We start from the raw sequence: 13,918 nt of genomic DNA, 5'->3' as shown, positions 1-13,918 counted from the left end.
TACCGTATATTTATAAGTTACTTTTTCTATTGTTAAAGAAATAAAATAGGTTGCCGTTTTTTGTTTTTAGATATATTTATATATTTGCATTACACAAATAGTTAAAACTATGAAAAAATACCTATTGTATATTGTTTTCATTTTGTTTCCTATTGCTGGTTTTGCACAGGTTGTAAGACAAGGTGATAGTTTTGTGGAGGTTTCAGAAATTGAAGGCAAGGTGACTTTTTTGAAAGAGATCGCTTCAAAAAATAGTGTTTCGCAAGATGCAAATTATAAGATTCTAAAAGATTGGGCAATTATTAATTACGGAAAAGATCCGTTCATTTCTAGTGTACGTCATGACACTCAAAATAAAGAATTTATAGCAAAGTCTAGGATTGAATTGCTCCTACCTGCAAATAGTAAAGGTGTGCGCGAAAAAATGATTATGAGATATCGTATAAACGGTTTTATTTTTCAGGATAAGTGTGTCCTTGAGATAACAGGCATATCGTATCTCTATGAAAATGCCAAGAATGACAAATTGTTGCCCCGGGTGATAAGAGCCGAAGATTTTATAACAGACAAAGCAATCGAAGTTGATGACAACTTGAAAGAATTTAGGGTAAATACACGAAAAAGTACATTGTTTTTCCTAAATCAAATAGCTGAGGATTTTGAACGTAAGTTTGGTTATTAAAAATCGAGTTTCAATTGTTTCTCTTCCAAGTTAAAGCTTAATCTATGATATGGAGTGATTCCATGTTCTTTTATGGCTTCTCTGTGTTTTTTTGTCGGATATCCCTTATTGTGGTTCCAGTCGTATATAGGATATTCATTATGTAATCCCATCATATAATCATCACGATAAGTTTTTGCTAAAACAGAAGCTGCAGCTATAGGTAGTAGCTTTCCATCACCCTTTACCACGCATGTATGAGGAATATCTTCATATTTACGAAAACGATTACCATCTATTAATAAATGTTGGGGACGTGTTTTTAGTGCTGCTACAGCTCTTTGCATAGCAAGGAAGGATGCATTGAGTATATTTATTTTGTCTATTTCCTTATGGTCTACTATTCCTACAGCCCAAGCAATAGCATGATCTTCTATGAATGGGCGTAAAGTATATCTTTCCTTTTCACTCAGTTGCTTCGAGTCATTGAGTGCTTCACATTCAAAATTTTGTGGTAAGATGACAGCTGCGGCAAATACTGGTCCGGCAAGGCATCCGCGTCCTGCTTCGTCACATCCGGCTTCTATAAGATCAGGGTATAAGGTTAATTGTAGCATATTTTAAAAAATAATTTCAACATCATTATCGGCAGGGGGGAAATCTAGTTCCATATCCATCAAATCTATTGGAGTTTCTAGTTGCATGGATAATTTTTCCATCGCCTTTTTTAAATTATCATCGATCTTTTCATCACCATATGCATGTAGAACGAATATCTGCGAAAGAATATTAGCCATTTCAGATAATGTGCTGTCAGGTAGATTATAGCCTAGCCCTTTCAGTTTTTGCTTCGCTTGTTTCTCTGATAATATTTGCATACGGATTTTATCATCTTTTGCCAGATTTGGAGAATTAGCAATTGATGTTATATTTTTTGTTCTAATATTCATTTTCTTGTCACTAAACTCTACAAAGCGATATGAAAATGGGTATGCAGATAGTGTACCTGTTTCTATATCATAAATGATATTGCCTTTATCGGAAGTAAATGCAGAAATATCATTCGAATGGAAATGTCCTGTGAAAATGGCTTTCATCCCCCCGTCTGCAAGTAAATTTGCTAGCCGTTGCCAGTCGAATATCAGATAGTCTTTAAAAAATGATGATTGATACATAATATGTTCTGTAATTCCCCAATGCATCATACCTATCACCTGAATGTTCTTTTCTTTTGCATCCTTTAATCTGTCGTTGATCCATAGTTCTGTAGATGGAGATATCTTTCCTCCGGAAATACTTCCGGTCTTATATTCTCTATATCTTGCAGCGTCTATAGCTAATAACCACGTGTTACTATTTAGTTGTGCTACATAACTTAAACTGGCGGTATCCTTATGAAGGGCATTTCTATATCCGCAGTCTGAATATATGTCTGTAAATTCCTGAACGGAAACACTTGCTACAGGTAGCTTTTTATTTCCTTTAAATTCTATCGAATTAGGCATATTTACATCATGGTTCCCAGGGATAACAAAGATTTTAACCCCTTTTTCTTTTAAAGGCTTTAGTCTTTCAACAAAATCGATATGACTTTGTTTCTCTCCATCTTTGGTCATATCTCCGCTTACAAGTAAGACTTGAATGTCGCTCTGTAGATAATCATCTAGAACTTTATCAAGTACAGCAGGGACGTCTTTCACATTCTTTCCGCTATTCAACAAATAATCTTGTATCGCATAACCATCATCCATAAGTTTTTCTGAAAGAAAATGCGTGTCCGAGATCACTCCTATTTTTATCGGTTCATTAGCTTGGAGGCTGATAGAAAGAATGAATGATATATATAATATTATTTGTTTCATCAATTAAATTAAGAATGGTTTAAATGTAATTTATAAAAATAGCAGATTGTCAAAGTTGTAATCAGTTACATAAATGGATTTGTGTCCTTAATCTTTATTAACTCAGACAAAAGTAAGGCATTTATATAAAAGACATTCTAGTTATTATTCCTATTTTTGTAACGACTTATTAAATTATGTTACTTCTATGAATAAGAATAAGATTTTCAGCCTGTTTTTTATAACTACTTTTATAATATTACTTTCTTCCTGCGGTACGCAACGTCAACGTGTTAGATTTTCCGATATTACTCACCCTAAACGGGAATTTAGAGGAGCTTGGTTAAGTACTGCTTGGCAGACCAGATATAAAAATATGACTACCTCACAGTTGAAATCCTATTTTGTAAGAACATTGGATGAACTGCAAGCTGATGGAATAAATGCTGTTATATTTCAGGCGCGGCCATATGCTGATGCTTTCTATAAATCAGACTTAGAGCCATGGAGCGCGTTTCTTACAGGAGTACAAGGTGTAGCTCCCGAAGGTGGTTTTGATCCATTGGCTTTCTTGGTCGAGGAATGTCATAAACGTAATATGGAATTGCATGCATGGCTTAATCCTTATCGTGTGTCGGCAAGCGAAAACGATATGTTTGCCAAGAGCCATATCTATTATAAATATCCTGAACGCTTTGTCAGATATGGAGGTAAAATCTATTTTGATCCGGGTATCCCCGAAAACCGTAAGTTTATATGTGATGTAGTTAAGGATATAGTAATGCGCTATAATGTAGATGCTATTCACATGGACGATTATTTTTATCCTTATCCGATTGCCGGAGAGGCTTTCCCTGATGCTAACAGTTTTAATACATATGCAAGAAAGCAGGGCTTTACACAAAATCAGATAGGTGATTGGCGGCGAAATAACGTGAACTTACTAATTAAAGAAATAAAACATACATTATTGACTTCTAAACCTTGGGTGAGATTTGGTATCAGTCCATTTGGTATCTATCGAAACAAAAAGAATACGCCTGATGGATCGGGAAGTAATACAAATGGATTACAGAATTATGACGATCTGTATGCAGATGTAAAACTATGGGTAAAAGAAGGTTGGATAGATTACAATATGCCGCAGATATATTGGGAGATAGGACATCAACTTGCAGATTATAAAACTCTGATAGATTGGTGGGCTAATAACAACTATAAAGAGCATCTTTATATTGGCCAGGACGTAAAGCGTACTATGGATGCCACAACACAGCCTTCAGGTGACAATCAACTGTCTGAGAAAATGATACTGTCGAGAAGTTATACAACTGTGCATGGTAACTGTTTTTGGCCTGCTTACGAACTTTTAGATGACTATAAAGGAGTTGCAACGCAATTAAGGAACAATTACCATAAGTATCCTGCATTGATCCCTGCGTACACCCATATGCATAAGAAGAAACCTAAGAAAGTGAGTGGATTGCAAGAATCATATACAAGTACAACACATACGCTTACATGGGAAAGTAATACGGATAAATATAATCCCGAGACAGCACAATACTTTGTAGTCTATCGTTTTGGTAAAGGAGAAGGTGAGAATTTAGATAATCCTCAGTATATCGTAGCTATTACAAGAGATAATAAGTTGGTTCTGCCATATGAAGGAGGTAATAAAGAATATAAGTATATTGTGACAGCCGTTGATGGCTTTCATAATGAATCGAAAGGAAAATCGAAGAAAATAAAACTGTAAGAGGAAATAAAGCAATAATGGCGAAAAGAGAATTTACAATGATAGCCAAAACAATGGCTGGGTTAGAAGATGTTCTGGCTGAAGAGTTAACAAGTCTGGGTGCTAATAATCTGGAAATAGGAACCCGTATGGTTTCCTTCGAAGGTGACCTTGCTTTACTCTATAAAGCGAATATTCACTGTCGTACAGCCTTACGTATACTTCGCCCTGTATATGAGTTTAAGGCAAAAAATACAGACGAAATATATAAGAAAGTAAAGGCTATGAATTGGTACGAACACTTGACGGAAGATAGTACCTTTGCTATTGATGCAATTACTTTTTCCGACTATTTTACCCATTCTAAGTTTGTGGCGTATCGGGTAAAAGATGCTATCGCCGATTATTTCATGCAGAAGGTTGCTAAACGTCCATCTGTTGATACTAGAAATCCTGATTTGCTTATCAATTTCCATATAGCTCACGATAAATGTACTTTATCATTCGATAGTTCCGGTGAGTCATTACATAAAAGAGGTTATCGGGTCGCCCAAACCGAAGCGCCATTAACCGAAGTGTTGGCAGCCGGTATGATTCTTAAAACAGGATGGAGAGGTGAATCTGATTTTGTTGATCCTATGTGTGGTTCAGGAACACTTCTTATCGAAGCTGCTATGATAGCGATGAACGTACCGCCAGGAATATACAGACAAAGTTTTGCTTTTGAGAAATGGAAGAATTTCAATGCAGATTTATTTGAAATGATATATAATGATGATAGTGGCGAACGCGAGTTCAAACATAAGATATATGGTTCGGATATATCTAAGGAAGCTATTGATATTGCCACTAAAAATATAAAAGGAGCAGGAGTGGAAAAGTGTGTTGAATTGAAAACAATGCCTATAGAAGATTATGCCGAAGCTCCGGCTCAACAGGGAATTCTTGTGACCAATCCACCGTATGGAGAGCGTATTCAACCCGAAGACTTATTTGGCTTATATGAAAAAATAGGGGAGAGGCTAAAACATGTATTTATGGGATATTCTGCTTGGATTCTGAGTTATAAGAAGGAATGTTTCGATAAGATAGGTTTGAAACCATCGAAAAAAATACAATTGGTAAACGGCTCGCTACAATGTGAGTTTCGGAAATATGATATATTCGCAGGAAAGAGAAATGAAGCAAAGAAGGATATAAGTTAAACATAATAAAACTTACGGTTATGAAAATACTCGTTAATTTATTACTTGGAAGTTTGTCGGTTATTGGTCTTTTTTCTTGTTCGGTTGAACGTCCTATTGTGAGTCAGATATCTGATAATAACCAGACATATAAGGTCGACTATTTGTTTGAACATGATGGCTGTAAGGTATATCGTTTTATGGATAGGGGTAAATATGTTTACTTTACGAATTGTACGGGCGATGTAACGGCTATTGCAAATGATTCGACAAAAGTGAGAACCCAGACTCTAAACAAAAGAAGTACTCCAAAATAGTAATCTAGCTAATTGATGAAATATCTATAGAAATATGATCCTCAATATCAATCATAGCATTGATAAGATATAATTTAAAGTAGTTGGATATATCGTCTTTTCGGATTTCGGTTTCTTTAATTGCTCCTGTTTCTAATAATTTACGACGTTTTGTTCCTGCTAAAAGGTAAGAGGATGGAGTGTATAATCCATATTCGTTTTGGAATACAACATTGCTAAACGATGTGTCAGTTATAAATCCATTCTTGACAATTAATATGTCGTCACAATCTTGTCTTTGATCTAATAGTGAATTGATTCTCTCCCTGTCTTTATATTTGAAAGAATAGTCTAGTGTGTTATCTGTGACTAGCTTGAGCCGTTTTATTTCTCTGAGGTTATATCGTTCATATTCTACACGGACGCTACAGTATGAATAAACGATACGACATTTAACTACGCCAATCCTTAGCTCCGGAGGAATATCACCTATCCAAAGTTCCACAAACATACTTGTATTGAAGAATGATATCATAGTATGGTTCATCCTATCCATATGATACGGCAGATTGAGGAATTTACCATCTATGACTTTTATTGTTTCTATGAAATAAGGCTCTTTCATATTATTGGGAGATATACTTTGCTAAATACTTCTTCATATTCACTCTTACAATCGCTATAGACGGTAATACCTCCACCGCTTCGGAAATAGTATCGGTTGTTAATTTGTTCTATATACCTGATCATTACAGCAGAGTCTAAAGTCTCACTGTCGTAATAGCCAAATATACCTGTGTAATAACCTCTAGGCTCTCCTTCAGCTTGCCTGATAATGTCTAATGTAGCCGATTTAGGAGCGCCGGATATTGATCCTGCAGGCAGCATTCCAAAAATGATATCACCAAGATTATCTTTAATTTTAGGTTGTAATTTACCAGTAATTTCAGAACTTACTTGTAATATGCTTTTTTGATTAGTTTTTATACGATCAATATACCTGAATCTGTCGACCTTTACATTATCAGATATAATACTCAAGTCGTTTCGAAGAAGGTCTACTATTGTATTATGTTCGGCAGTTTCTTTATAGTCATTTAGAATTATTTGTTCTGCATTGGGAATAGATGCATCTATTGTCCCTTTCATCGGGTTGGTTGAGATAATATCTCCTGATATTTTCACAAAACGTTCAGGCGAAAAGCAAACAAATTTTCCGGGAAGTAACAACTTATATGGAGCATTACTGTAACTGAAAATTTCAGCAAGAGATAAGTTTGTTGTAATAGGCGTTTTTACAGTTAGGTTTGTGAGGTACGAATAACCTCTTTTCAATCCATTGTGAACAATTTCAAATTTCTGCTTATATTTTTCGTAAACAATCGGATCGAATTTAAACTGAATATTATCAGGACGCTTATCTGTAAATCTGCTGTTTTGTTTGTCTAATACTTTAAATAAGATTTTGTTTTGGGATAAAGGATCATCGATGATAAAACCTTCTGTCATTTCAAAATTTACAGCAAAGAGAAAAGGCTTCTTCTCTTTTCCGCAAACGTTCATTTTTCCTTGTATTTCGACTATATTATTGAGAAACATTTTATGACTATCCTCTTTACATTGATTTGCAAGTAAAGATAGATTGTTTTCCCTAAAGTAAATACCCGATTATTTATTATTTCTGTTTTTGATAGCAAGAGCTGCTATTCCAAATAGACCGCAAAGAGTTGTCCATATTATCGATTGTATTGCAAATACTCCTGTTGCGAATGCAGTAGCGTTAAGCTCACTCACTCCATATAGCATCAGGCTTGCGATAACGGCAATCTGCCAAGGTCCCAATCCTCCATTCGAGGGGATTATCATGCTTAAGCTCGATAGCGCAAATGTGATAAGCCCAGCAGTGATACCTAAATTTTCAGTGAAATTGAAGGCATAGAATGTTATATAAAAATAGAGAAAATACGATCCCCATATCGCAATTGTAGATAAAAGTAAACGACCCTTGGTTTTCATATGCCAAATAGTCTTCATATCGTGTAGCATTCCCGATATAAAATTCTTAACCTTTACAACTATAATATTTTCTTTAAAAAATTTGAATACTATGTATGTTGTAATTATTGCAGCAACCAGAGCTATATATAGTATTGGAGACTTAAGTATCATCATGATGAGATCCAATGTCGACTTGTTTTGTTCCAGTTGCGATATAAAAAACTGCATATTTATGATAAATGCAGCAATACTTATAAAAACAACGGTAAACATATCGAATATCCGATCTAATATCATTGTACCGAAAAGTTTTGTGAACGGTATTTTCTCAACCTTAGCAGTCATACCACATTTCCATATTTCACCGGCACGCGGAATAGCCAGATTAACGGCGTAACCTCCATATATCGCAAAACTCAAATTGGATAATTTGGGCGAATATCCTAACGGTCTGATAAAAAGAGCCCAGCGATATGCTCTAATAGTGTTACCTAGTAATCCAAAAAGCAAAGAGAAAATAAGAATACCCCAGTTTGCTCCTTTCAACACAAGCCATAGTTCATGGATATCTATTTTATTTATCAGGTAATATACTATATATATACCTAAGACTAGTGGCAGTACAACTTTGATAAGTTTGTTTAAGAGAGAGCTTTTTTTTAGTGTCGTTACCTTGTTCGGATTTTCCATTCCGTGTTGTAAAATTGTATTTTTATATAAACCTGGAGGTAGAAGCTGTATTTTAGCAATAAAATACTACCTTTGCGGCAACAAAGATAATCATAAATATAGGTATGTCAGTAGTTAGACCCAAAAAATTCTTAGGTCAGCATTTTTTAAAAGATCTGGATATTGCACGTCGCATAGCTGATACATTAGACGACTTTGTCGGTGTACCGGTTATCGAAGTGGGGCCAGGAATGGGAGTACTTACTCAATATCTGATAGAGAAGAAGCGAGAGTTGACAGTTGTAGAACTCGATCGTGATTCTGTCCCATACCTTAATGAGCATTATCCTAGTCTGCAGGGTCATATTATAGAGGATGATTTCTTAAAATTAGATTTAACACAAATCTATAGTGATCAATTTTGTATAATTGGTAATTATCCGTATAATATTTCTTCGCAAATATTTTTCAAAGTTCTTGATTATAAAAACCATATACCATGTTGCTCAGGTATGCTTCAAAAAGAAGTTGCTGAGCGTATTGCCGCTAAACCCGGTGGTAAAACGTATGGTATTTTAAGTGTACTGCTACAGGCTTGGTACGATATTGAATATCTTTTCACGGTAAGTGAAAAGGTGTTCGACCCTCCTCCGAAAGTGAAATCGGCAGTGGTGAAGTTAGTAAGGAATAACCGGCAGCAGCTGAGTTGTGATGAAAAGCTTTTTAAAACAGTAATAAAAACCGGATTCAATCAACGACGGAAAACACTGCGAAATTCGATGAAGCCTTTGCTCGGAAAAGATTGTGAAGCTTATGCCAATCCGGTTTTTGATGAGCGACCCGAGAGGCTCTCGGTTGCAGATTTTGAAGAGTTGACTAATATTGTCGCTGCTCATCTGCCCGGGAGGGATTAGTGAAAGAAAATAGAATACGTACACTTAAAAAAAGCGCTCATGTCCGAAGTAAAATTATTTTACCATAAAGACAATGCTATCAGAATGAGCCGTAGCATTGAATTTTTGAAGACTACTCCTATCAAAAATTTCCTCTGGATCGACTTAAACAATGTAGATGAGGAGATTGAAAATGAACTGGAAGATTATCTTAAGATATATATTCAGGAAGAAGAGGAGATGGTCGAAATCGAGATGTCTTCCCGTTATATGGAGACAGCTGACTCTTTAGTGGTCAATGCTAACTTCTTACTAAGTAATTTTGAACGCGAACCCGTTTCTTTTATCCTTAAGAATAATATACTGATCACCGTTCGTGGAGAAGATTTGGCTTCTTTTCATGAAACAATAAAGAAAATATCAGCCAACCCACGTAACTATCCTACAGGATATCATGTGTTTGTTGCTATTCTGGAAACACGAGTAGAAATCGATGCCGATATGGTAGAAGATATGACTCAGGAAATTACAACACTCAGTAATAGTATTAGTATACAGGAAGCAGATGAGGAGTTATTGATGGAGATCAAGAACTTACAGGAAAAGACAATGATGCTTCGTGAGAATATCATTGATAAGCAGCGGGCAGTGTCGAGTATGTTGAGAAGTGAGTTGATGCCTAAAGAGTTGCATGGAAGAATAACAATCTTAATTAAGGATATTAATTCCCTTTTGGAACATATTCGCTTTAGCTTCGATCGCCTTGATTATCTACAGGATACTTTCCTCGGGTTTGTAAACATTGAACAGAATAAGATTATTAAAATGTTTACTGTTATTTCGGTTATATTCATGCCACCTACACTTATAGCAAGTATATATGGTATGAATTTTGATGTAATGCCCGAACTGAAATGGAAGTATGGATACGAATTTTCAATTGGTTTCATGATATTTGCAGTAGCGATTATTCTCTTTTATTTTAAAAAGAAAAAGTGGCTGTAAAATACAATAAACAGTATGGATAGAGCAACCGCCAGCAAAATAAATAACGATAAAGAGATTGTCGGGCTACGTATGCAAGCCGAAGAACTGATAAACAATCAGGAGCTGCTGGATAAAGAGCTATTCGAATCTGAGAGCCGGCGGATAAAACAAGAGTTGGAACAACGTTTTGTTATTTTGTATGAGAAATATAAATAGTGAAAGACCGTAAAATTGTTTCTGCAAAGACCTTTATCATCCAAACATATTTTGCCTATATTTAGCGGTTTTAGAATTTAAGTTTATGTAACGAATCTTAAACTTTAATATTGCAGTGATATTTTGTATTTTGCTGTATAGATTTTTTATACCTATCTTTGGCCTTTATATCTTTAATAACACTTTTTAAAACTAACACTTTTTTACAATGAAAAAAATTCTAGTACTACTTTTAGCTTTTCCTTTATTCTTTGCTTCATGTTCGGATGACGATAACAATGACGATAATGGTACGATTACCGCTATGACTCTAACCGGAGAAGCTGTTGCTCATAATATTATTGCTCTTAATTGGTCAAAAGTAGATGGGACTTATAGTTATCAGGTATTTTTTAAGGCAGAAGGAGAGACTAAGTGGCAAACATCCAATTTTAAGATGGCTGACGCTAATGATCCTGCTACGATAGAATGGGAAGGAACTTATTTCCAACCTGAAGTAAAATATACTATAATGGTAAAAGCATTCAGAGATTCAGGAGAATCTTCAGTTATTGGAGAATCTAATACTATCGAAATTACTACTCCAACTCACTTAACTCTTATTGGAGGCTGGAAACTGACAAGATATTCGGCTACAGTAAAAAGTAATAAATCTGCATATGATGCAAGGATAGCCGAATTTATAATTAGAGAATTTACTTTGTCAGGTAAAGAGACCGTGGATGTTGAATTACTTACATACTTCAATGCCGATCTGACTTTTAGCTCTTATGAAAATGATGAATTAGAGTCTGAAGGTAATTATAGCATAGCAGGCGATGTTTTAACCCTTACGGGTAACTTTGATGGAGATAAAAGCAGCGATGAGGTATATACATATAGCTTACAAAAAGATAATCTGATAATTTCACTTGATAAAAAAAGAGAATTAGAAGGGGATTATCAGCGAGCGCTAACAGAAATACTAGGCAGTGACTACGAAGGTTTTGTATTAGAAGCAGCTACACTCAATGTTAATTTTACCAGAGTAGAATAACAATATTTAATGATAAATTTTTAGAAACCGGATTCTTTAACAAAATAAAATAATTGCTAAAGAATCCGGTTTCTATATAAGTAAAATGGGTAGCAAACCCTTGATTCATTTATCTTGTAGCTCTGCGCTTCTTACTTTTCCGTTTATCTTTAAGCGTTTTTACTTGTTTAGTTTTACGGCCGGCAGATGGATTTTTCTTGATGATAAGGTCGTCAGAGAATGCCCTTTTTGCATCTTCTATTTCAGCTTTAGCTGCATTGCTCAGTATGGGATAATGTAAATCTATTTCCTGCAGTCTATCACATATTATTTGTCCTACTGCGTATCTCATAAACCATTTATTATCAGCTGGAATTACGTACCAAGGGGCATCTTCAGTGGATGTATATGTTAGCATATCAGAATACGCCTTCATATAATCGTCCCAATATTCACTTTCTTTTATGTCGGAAGCCGAAAATTTCCAATTTTTAGATTCATCGTCGAGCCTGTCTAAGAAGCGTTTTTTCTGTTCTTCTTTCGATACATTAAGAAAGAATTTGATAATAATAGTGCCGTTTTCAGTAAGATGTCTTTCCATGTTGTTTATTTGTCTATAACGTTTCTTCCAGAATTTGTCACTGATATCTTCTATTGTATTAATTTTAGGTAGCTTTCCGTTCAGTACAATAGAAGGATGAACCTTAGCCACAAGAACATCTTCGTAATGAGATCTGTTGAAAATACCTATTCGTCCACGTTCAGGAAGGCATCTGTAAATTCTCCACAGATAATCATGGTCTAATTCTTCTGCCGATGGCTGTTTGAAAGAATAGACCTGGCATCCTTGTGGATTAATCCCAGACATGACATGTTTTACTGTGCCATCCTTACCGGCTGCATCCATTGCCTGAAAAATGACTAATATGGAATATCGATCTTGAGCATATAGTTTGTCTTGTAAAACAGCAAGTTCTTGGATATTTTCTTCCAGTAGGTTGGTTGATTTCTCTTTTACAAGATTAGCTGTATAATTAGTCTCAAAATCGGATACTTTATGCTTTTCTCCTGGTTTTGCCAGTATTTTTTTAAGGATATCTTTTTGCATATTCTATATGAATTATTGAGAATGTGGATTTATAATGGTTGTCTATAGTATATGAAACACCAATTCATTCCATAAGGTTTAGAATATTATAAAGAATAACTATCCTTAAAAGCTATAAGAGGTAAGCTAAGCTAAGCTTATTTTATAATTTCAAATATATCTTCTTTATCTTTTCTAACTTTAGCTTGATTATTCATCCAGTCTTTTTCCGGGTCTCTATATCCAAGCGGAAGGAGAACCGAAGTAGATAATCCTTGAGCCGGAAGATTTAGAATCCTATTTAATGTGTCTTTGTTAAAGCCTTCGATAGGAACGGAATCGACTTTCTCATTGGCCGCGGCCACACAGGCTATTCCCAGTGCAATATAAACCTGATGAGTTAACCATGCCTCCATATTATTTTGGTTTCTTTCTAGAAACGACTCTATTTTCTTCCTATAATTATCGCACCATTCATCATCCGGATTGCGTTTTAGCTTTATTAGTCTAAAGTAGTCGTCAAGATATTTTTCGGTTATCTGTGTATAAGAAGTAAAAACCAGTAGATGCGAACACCCTTTTATTGGCTGTTGAAGACATGCTTCATTAAAAATTTGTTCTTTAAGTTGTTCGTTTTCTATCACTAAGATTTTATAAGCCTGCATACCCAATGAGGATGGTGCTAGGCTCACTGCTTTAAGGATTCTTTCAACTATGTTTTGTGGTACTTTTCTGCCATTCATTCCTTTACAGGCATGTCTCCATTCCAGATCTTCAATTAAATTCATGTCTTTCGGGTTTAATCGTACTGTCTTTATTCTTCTTTAAACCAACCTGAATACATCAGATAGTTTTTTGCTATTTTCTGATTTATTTCTTTAGCTTGTTCCGAATCTACTTTCTTCACAAATTTAGCAGGTACTCCAGCATAGATGCTCCCTGGTTCTACCTGTGTACCACTTAATACAACAGATCCGGCCGCAATAATTGCTCCTTCACCTATAACCGCATGATCGAGAACAATAGCTCCCATACCGATCAATGCTCCATTTTCAATTTTGGCTCCATGTATTACAACATTGTGCCCAACAGATACATCGTCTCCGATTTCGACTACAGATTTTTGATATAGTGTGTGTAATACGCTGCCATCTTGTATGTTGACTCTGTTTCCTATGCGTATGGAATTGACATCGCCACGTAGAACAGCATTGAACCAAATACTACAGTCCTTTCCTATAATTACATCACCTATTATAGTTGCATTCTCAGCTAAATATGTATTTTCTCCAATTTCGGGTGTAAAACCCCTCACTTCTTTTATTAAAGCCAT

15 protein-coding genes and 1 pseudogene are annotated in these 13,918 nt (G+C 35.2%); 8 read left to right on the top strand and 8 right to left on the bottom strand.

Annotated features, from left to right (window positions below):
• Nucleotides 1-109 precede the first annotated feature (109 nt).
• Nucleotides 110-682: a DUF4468 domain-containing protein gene (locus tag JGH11_RS04165; RefSeq protein WP_201110308.1), complete on the top strand. Its 573-nt coding sequence runs from the start codon at nt 110-112 to the stop codon at nt 680-682.
• Here JGH11_RS04165 and JGH11_RS04160 read toward each other — a convergent pair.
• Together JGH11_RS04160 and JGH11_RS04155 are read right to left on the bottom strand one after the other, a co-directional pair.
• Nucleotides 679-1,278, bottom strand: a complete 600-nt coding sequence (locus JGH11_RS04160) for a ribonuclease HII (RefSeq protein ID WP_201110307.1) — start codon at nt 1,276-1,278, stop codon at nt 679-681. The two genes, JGH11_RS04165 and JGH11_RS04160, sit on opposite strands and share 4 nt — an antisense overlap.
• 3 nt (nt 1,279-1,281) lie before the next feature.
• Nucleotides 1,282-2,523 carry a metallophosphoesterase gene (locus JGH11_RS04155; protein WP_201110306.1) on the bottom strand — a complete coding sequence of 414 codons (1,242 nt, stop codon included), beginning with the start codon at nt 2,521-2,523 and terminating at the stop codon, nt 1,282-1,284.
• 187 nt (nt 2,524-2,710) lie between these two features.
• Here JGH11_RS04155 and JGH11_RS04150 point away from each other — a divergent pair, with 187 nt between their 5' ends.
• From JGH11_RS04150 to JGH11_RS04140, 3 genes and pseudogenes are all read left to right on the top strand, one after another.
• Nucleotides 2,711-4,261 carry a glycoside hydrolase family 10 protein gene (locus tag JGH11_RS04150; protein ID WP_201110305.1) on the top strand — a complete coding sequence of 517 codons (1,551 nt, stop codon included), beginning with the start codon at nt 2,711-2,713 and terminating at the stop codon, nt 4,259-4,261.
• A 38-nt stretch (nt 4,262-4,299) separates the two neighbouring features.
• Nucleotides 4,300-5,442, top strand: a pseudogene (locus JGH11_RS04145) (class I SAM-dependent RNA methyltransferase); the annotation flags it as partial.
• A gap of 23 nt (nt 5,443-5,465) precedes the next feature.
• The gene (locus JGH11_RS04140) at nt 5,466-5,741 is read left to right on the top strand and encodes a DUF4884 domain-containing protein (protein ID WP_201110303.1); all 276 of its coding nucleotides are present in this window, start codon (nt 5,466-5,468) and stop codon (nt 5,739-5,741) included.
• A gap of 4 nt (nt 5,742-5,745) precedes the next feature.
• Here JGH11_RS04140 and JGH11_RS04135 read toward each other — a convergent pair whose 3' ends face one another.
• The 3 genes from JGH11_RS04135 to JGH11_RS04125 all read right to left on the bottom strand — a co-directional run bounded on the left by JGH11_RS04135 (nt 5,746) and on the right by JGH11_RS04125 (nt 8,408).
• Nucleotides 5,746-6,345 (bottom strand): aminotransferase class IV, encoded by a 600-nt coding sequence (locus JGH11_RS04135; protein WP_201110302.1) that lies wholly within the window; start codon nt 6,343-6,345, stop codon nt 5,746-5,748.
• Nucleotides 6,342-7,319 (bottom strand): aminodeoxychorismate synthase component I, encoded by a 978-nt coding sequence (locus tag JGH11_RS04130; RefSeq protein WP_236263855.1) that lies wholly within the window; start codon nt 7,317-7,319, stop codon nt 6,342-6,344. Before JGH11_RS04130 ends, JGH11_RS04135 begins: the two co-directional genes overlap by 4 nt.
• Before the next feature lie 69 nt (nt 7,320-7,388).
• Nucleotides 7,389-8,408 (bottom strand): lysylphosphatidylglycerol synthase transmembrane domain-containing protein, encoded by a 1,020-nt coding sequence (locus JGH11_RS04125; RefSeq protein ID WP_201110301.1) that lies wholly within the window; start codon nt 8,406-8,408, stop codon nt 7,389-7,391.
• 104 nt (nt 8,409-8,512) lie between these two features.
• Here JGH11_RS04125 and rsmA point away from each other — a divergent pair, with 104 nt between their 5' ends.
• The 4 genes from rsmA to JGH11_RS04105 all read left to right on the top strand — a co-directional run bounded on the left by rsmA (nt 8,513) and on the right by JGH11_RS04105 (nt 11,519).
• Nucleotides 8,513-9,301 carry a 16S rRNA (adenine(1518)-N(6)/adenine(1519)-N(6))-dimethyltransferase RsmA gene (gene rsmA / locus JGH11_RS04120; RefSeq protein ID WP_201110300.1) on the top strand — a complete coding sequence of 263 codons (789 nt, stop codon included), beginning with the start codon at nt 8,513-8,515 and terminating at the stop codon, nt 9,299-9,301.
• A 39-nt stretch (nt 9,302-9,340) separates the two neighbouring features.
• Nucleotides 9,341-10,285: a magnesium/cobalt transporter CorA gene (gene corA / locus JGH11_RS04115; RefSeq protein ID WP_201110299.1), complete on the top strand. Its 945-nt coding sequence runs from the start codon at nt 9,341-9,343 to the stop codon at nt 10,283-10,285.
• A 15-nt stretch (nt 10,286-10,300) separates the two neighbouring features.
• Nucleotides 10,301-10,483 (top strand): hypothetical protein, encoded by a 183-nt coding sequence (locus JGH11_RS04110; RefSeq protein WP_201110298.1) that lies wholly within the window; start codon nt 10,301-10,303, stop codon nt 10,481-10,483.
• Between the two features lie 208 nt (nt 10,484-10,691).
• Nucleotides 10,692-11,519, top strand: coding sequence for a fibronectin type III domain-containing protein (locus JGH11_RS04105; RefSeq protein ID WP_201110297.1), 828 nt, complete (start codon nt 10,692-10,694; stop codon nt 11,517-11,519).
• A gap of 109 nt (nt 11,520-11,628) precedes the next feature.
• Here the strand turns inward: JGH11_RS04105 and JGH11_RS04100 are convergent, their stop codons facing one another.
• The 3 genes from JGH11_RS04100 to JGH11_RS04090 form a co-directional block, all read right to left on the bottom strand.
• Complete coding sequence (locus JGH11_RS04100) at nt 11,629-12,606, bottom strand: polyphosphate kinase 2 family protein (protein ID WP_201110296.1); 978 nt, start codon at nt 12,604-12,606, stop codon at nt 11,629-11,631.
• Nucleotides 12,607-12,743: 137 nt separating this feature from the next.
• Nucleotides 12,744-13,373 (bottom strand): nitroreductase family protein, encoded by a 630-nt coding sequence (locus tag JGH11_RS04095; protein ID WP_201110295.1) that lies wholly within the window; start codon nt 13,371-13,373, stop codon nt 12,744-12,746.
• Nucleotides 13,374-13,399: 26 nt separating this feature from the next.
• Complete coding sequence (locus JGH11_RS04090) at nt 13,400-13,918, bottom strand: gamma carbonic anhydrase family protein (RefSeq protein ID WP_201110294.1); 519 nt, start codon at nt 13,916-13,918, stop codon at nt 13,400-13,402.

The sequence above is a fragment of the Dysgonomonas sp. Marseille-P4677 genome (assembly GCF_016652235.1).
In the GTDB taxonomy this organism is placed as follows: domain Bacteria; phylum Bacteroidota; class Bacteroidia; order Bacteroidales; family Dysgonomonadaceae; genus Dysgonomonas.
The sequence above is the reverse complement of the archived record's forward strand: the minus strand, read 5'-3'. Positions and strand labels throughout refer to the sequence as shown.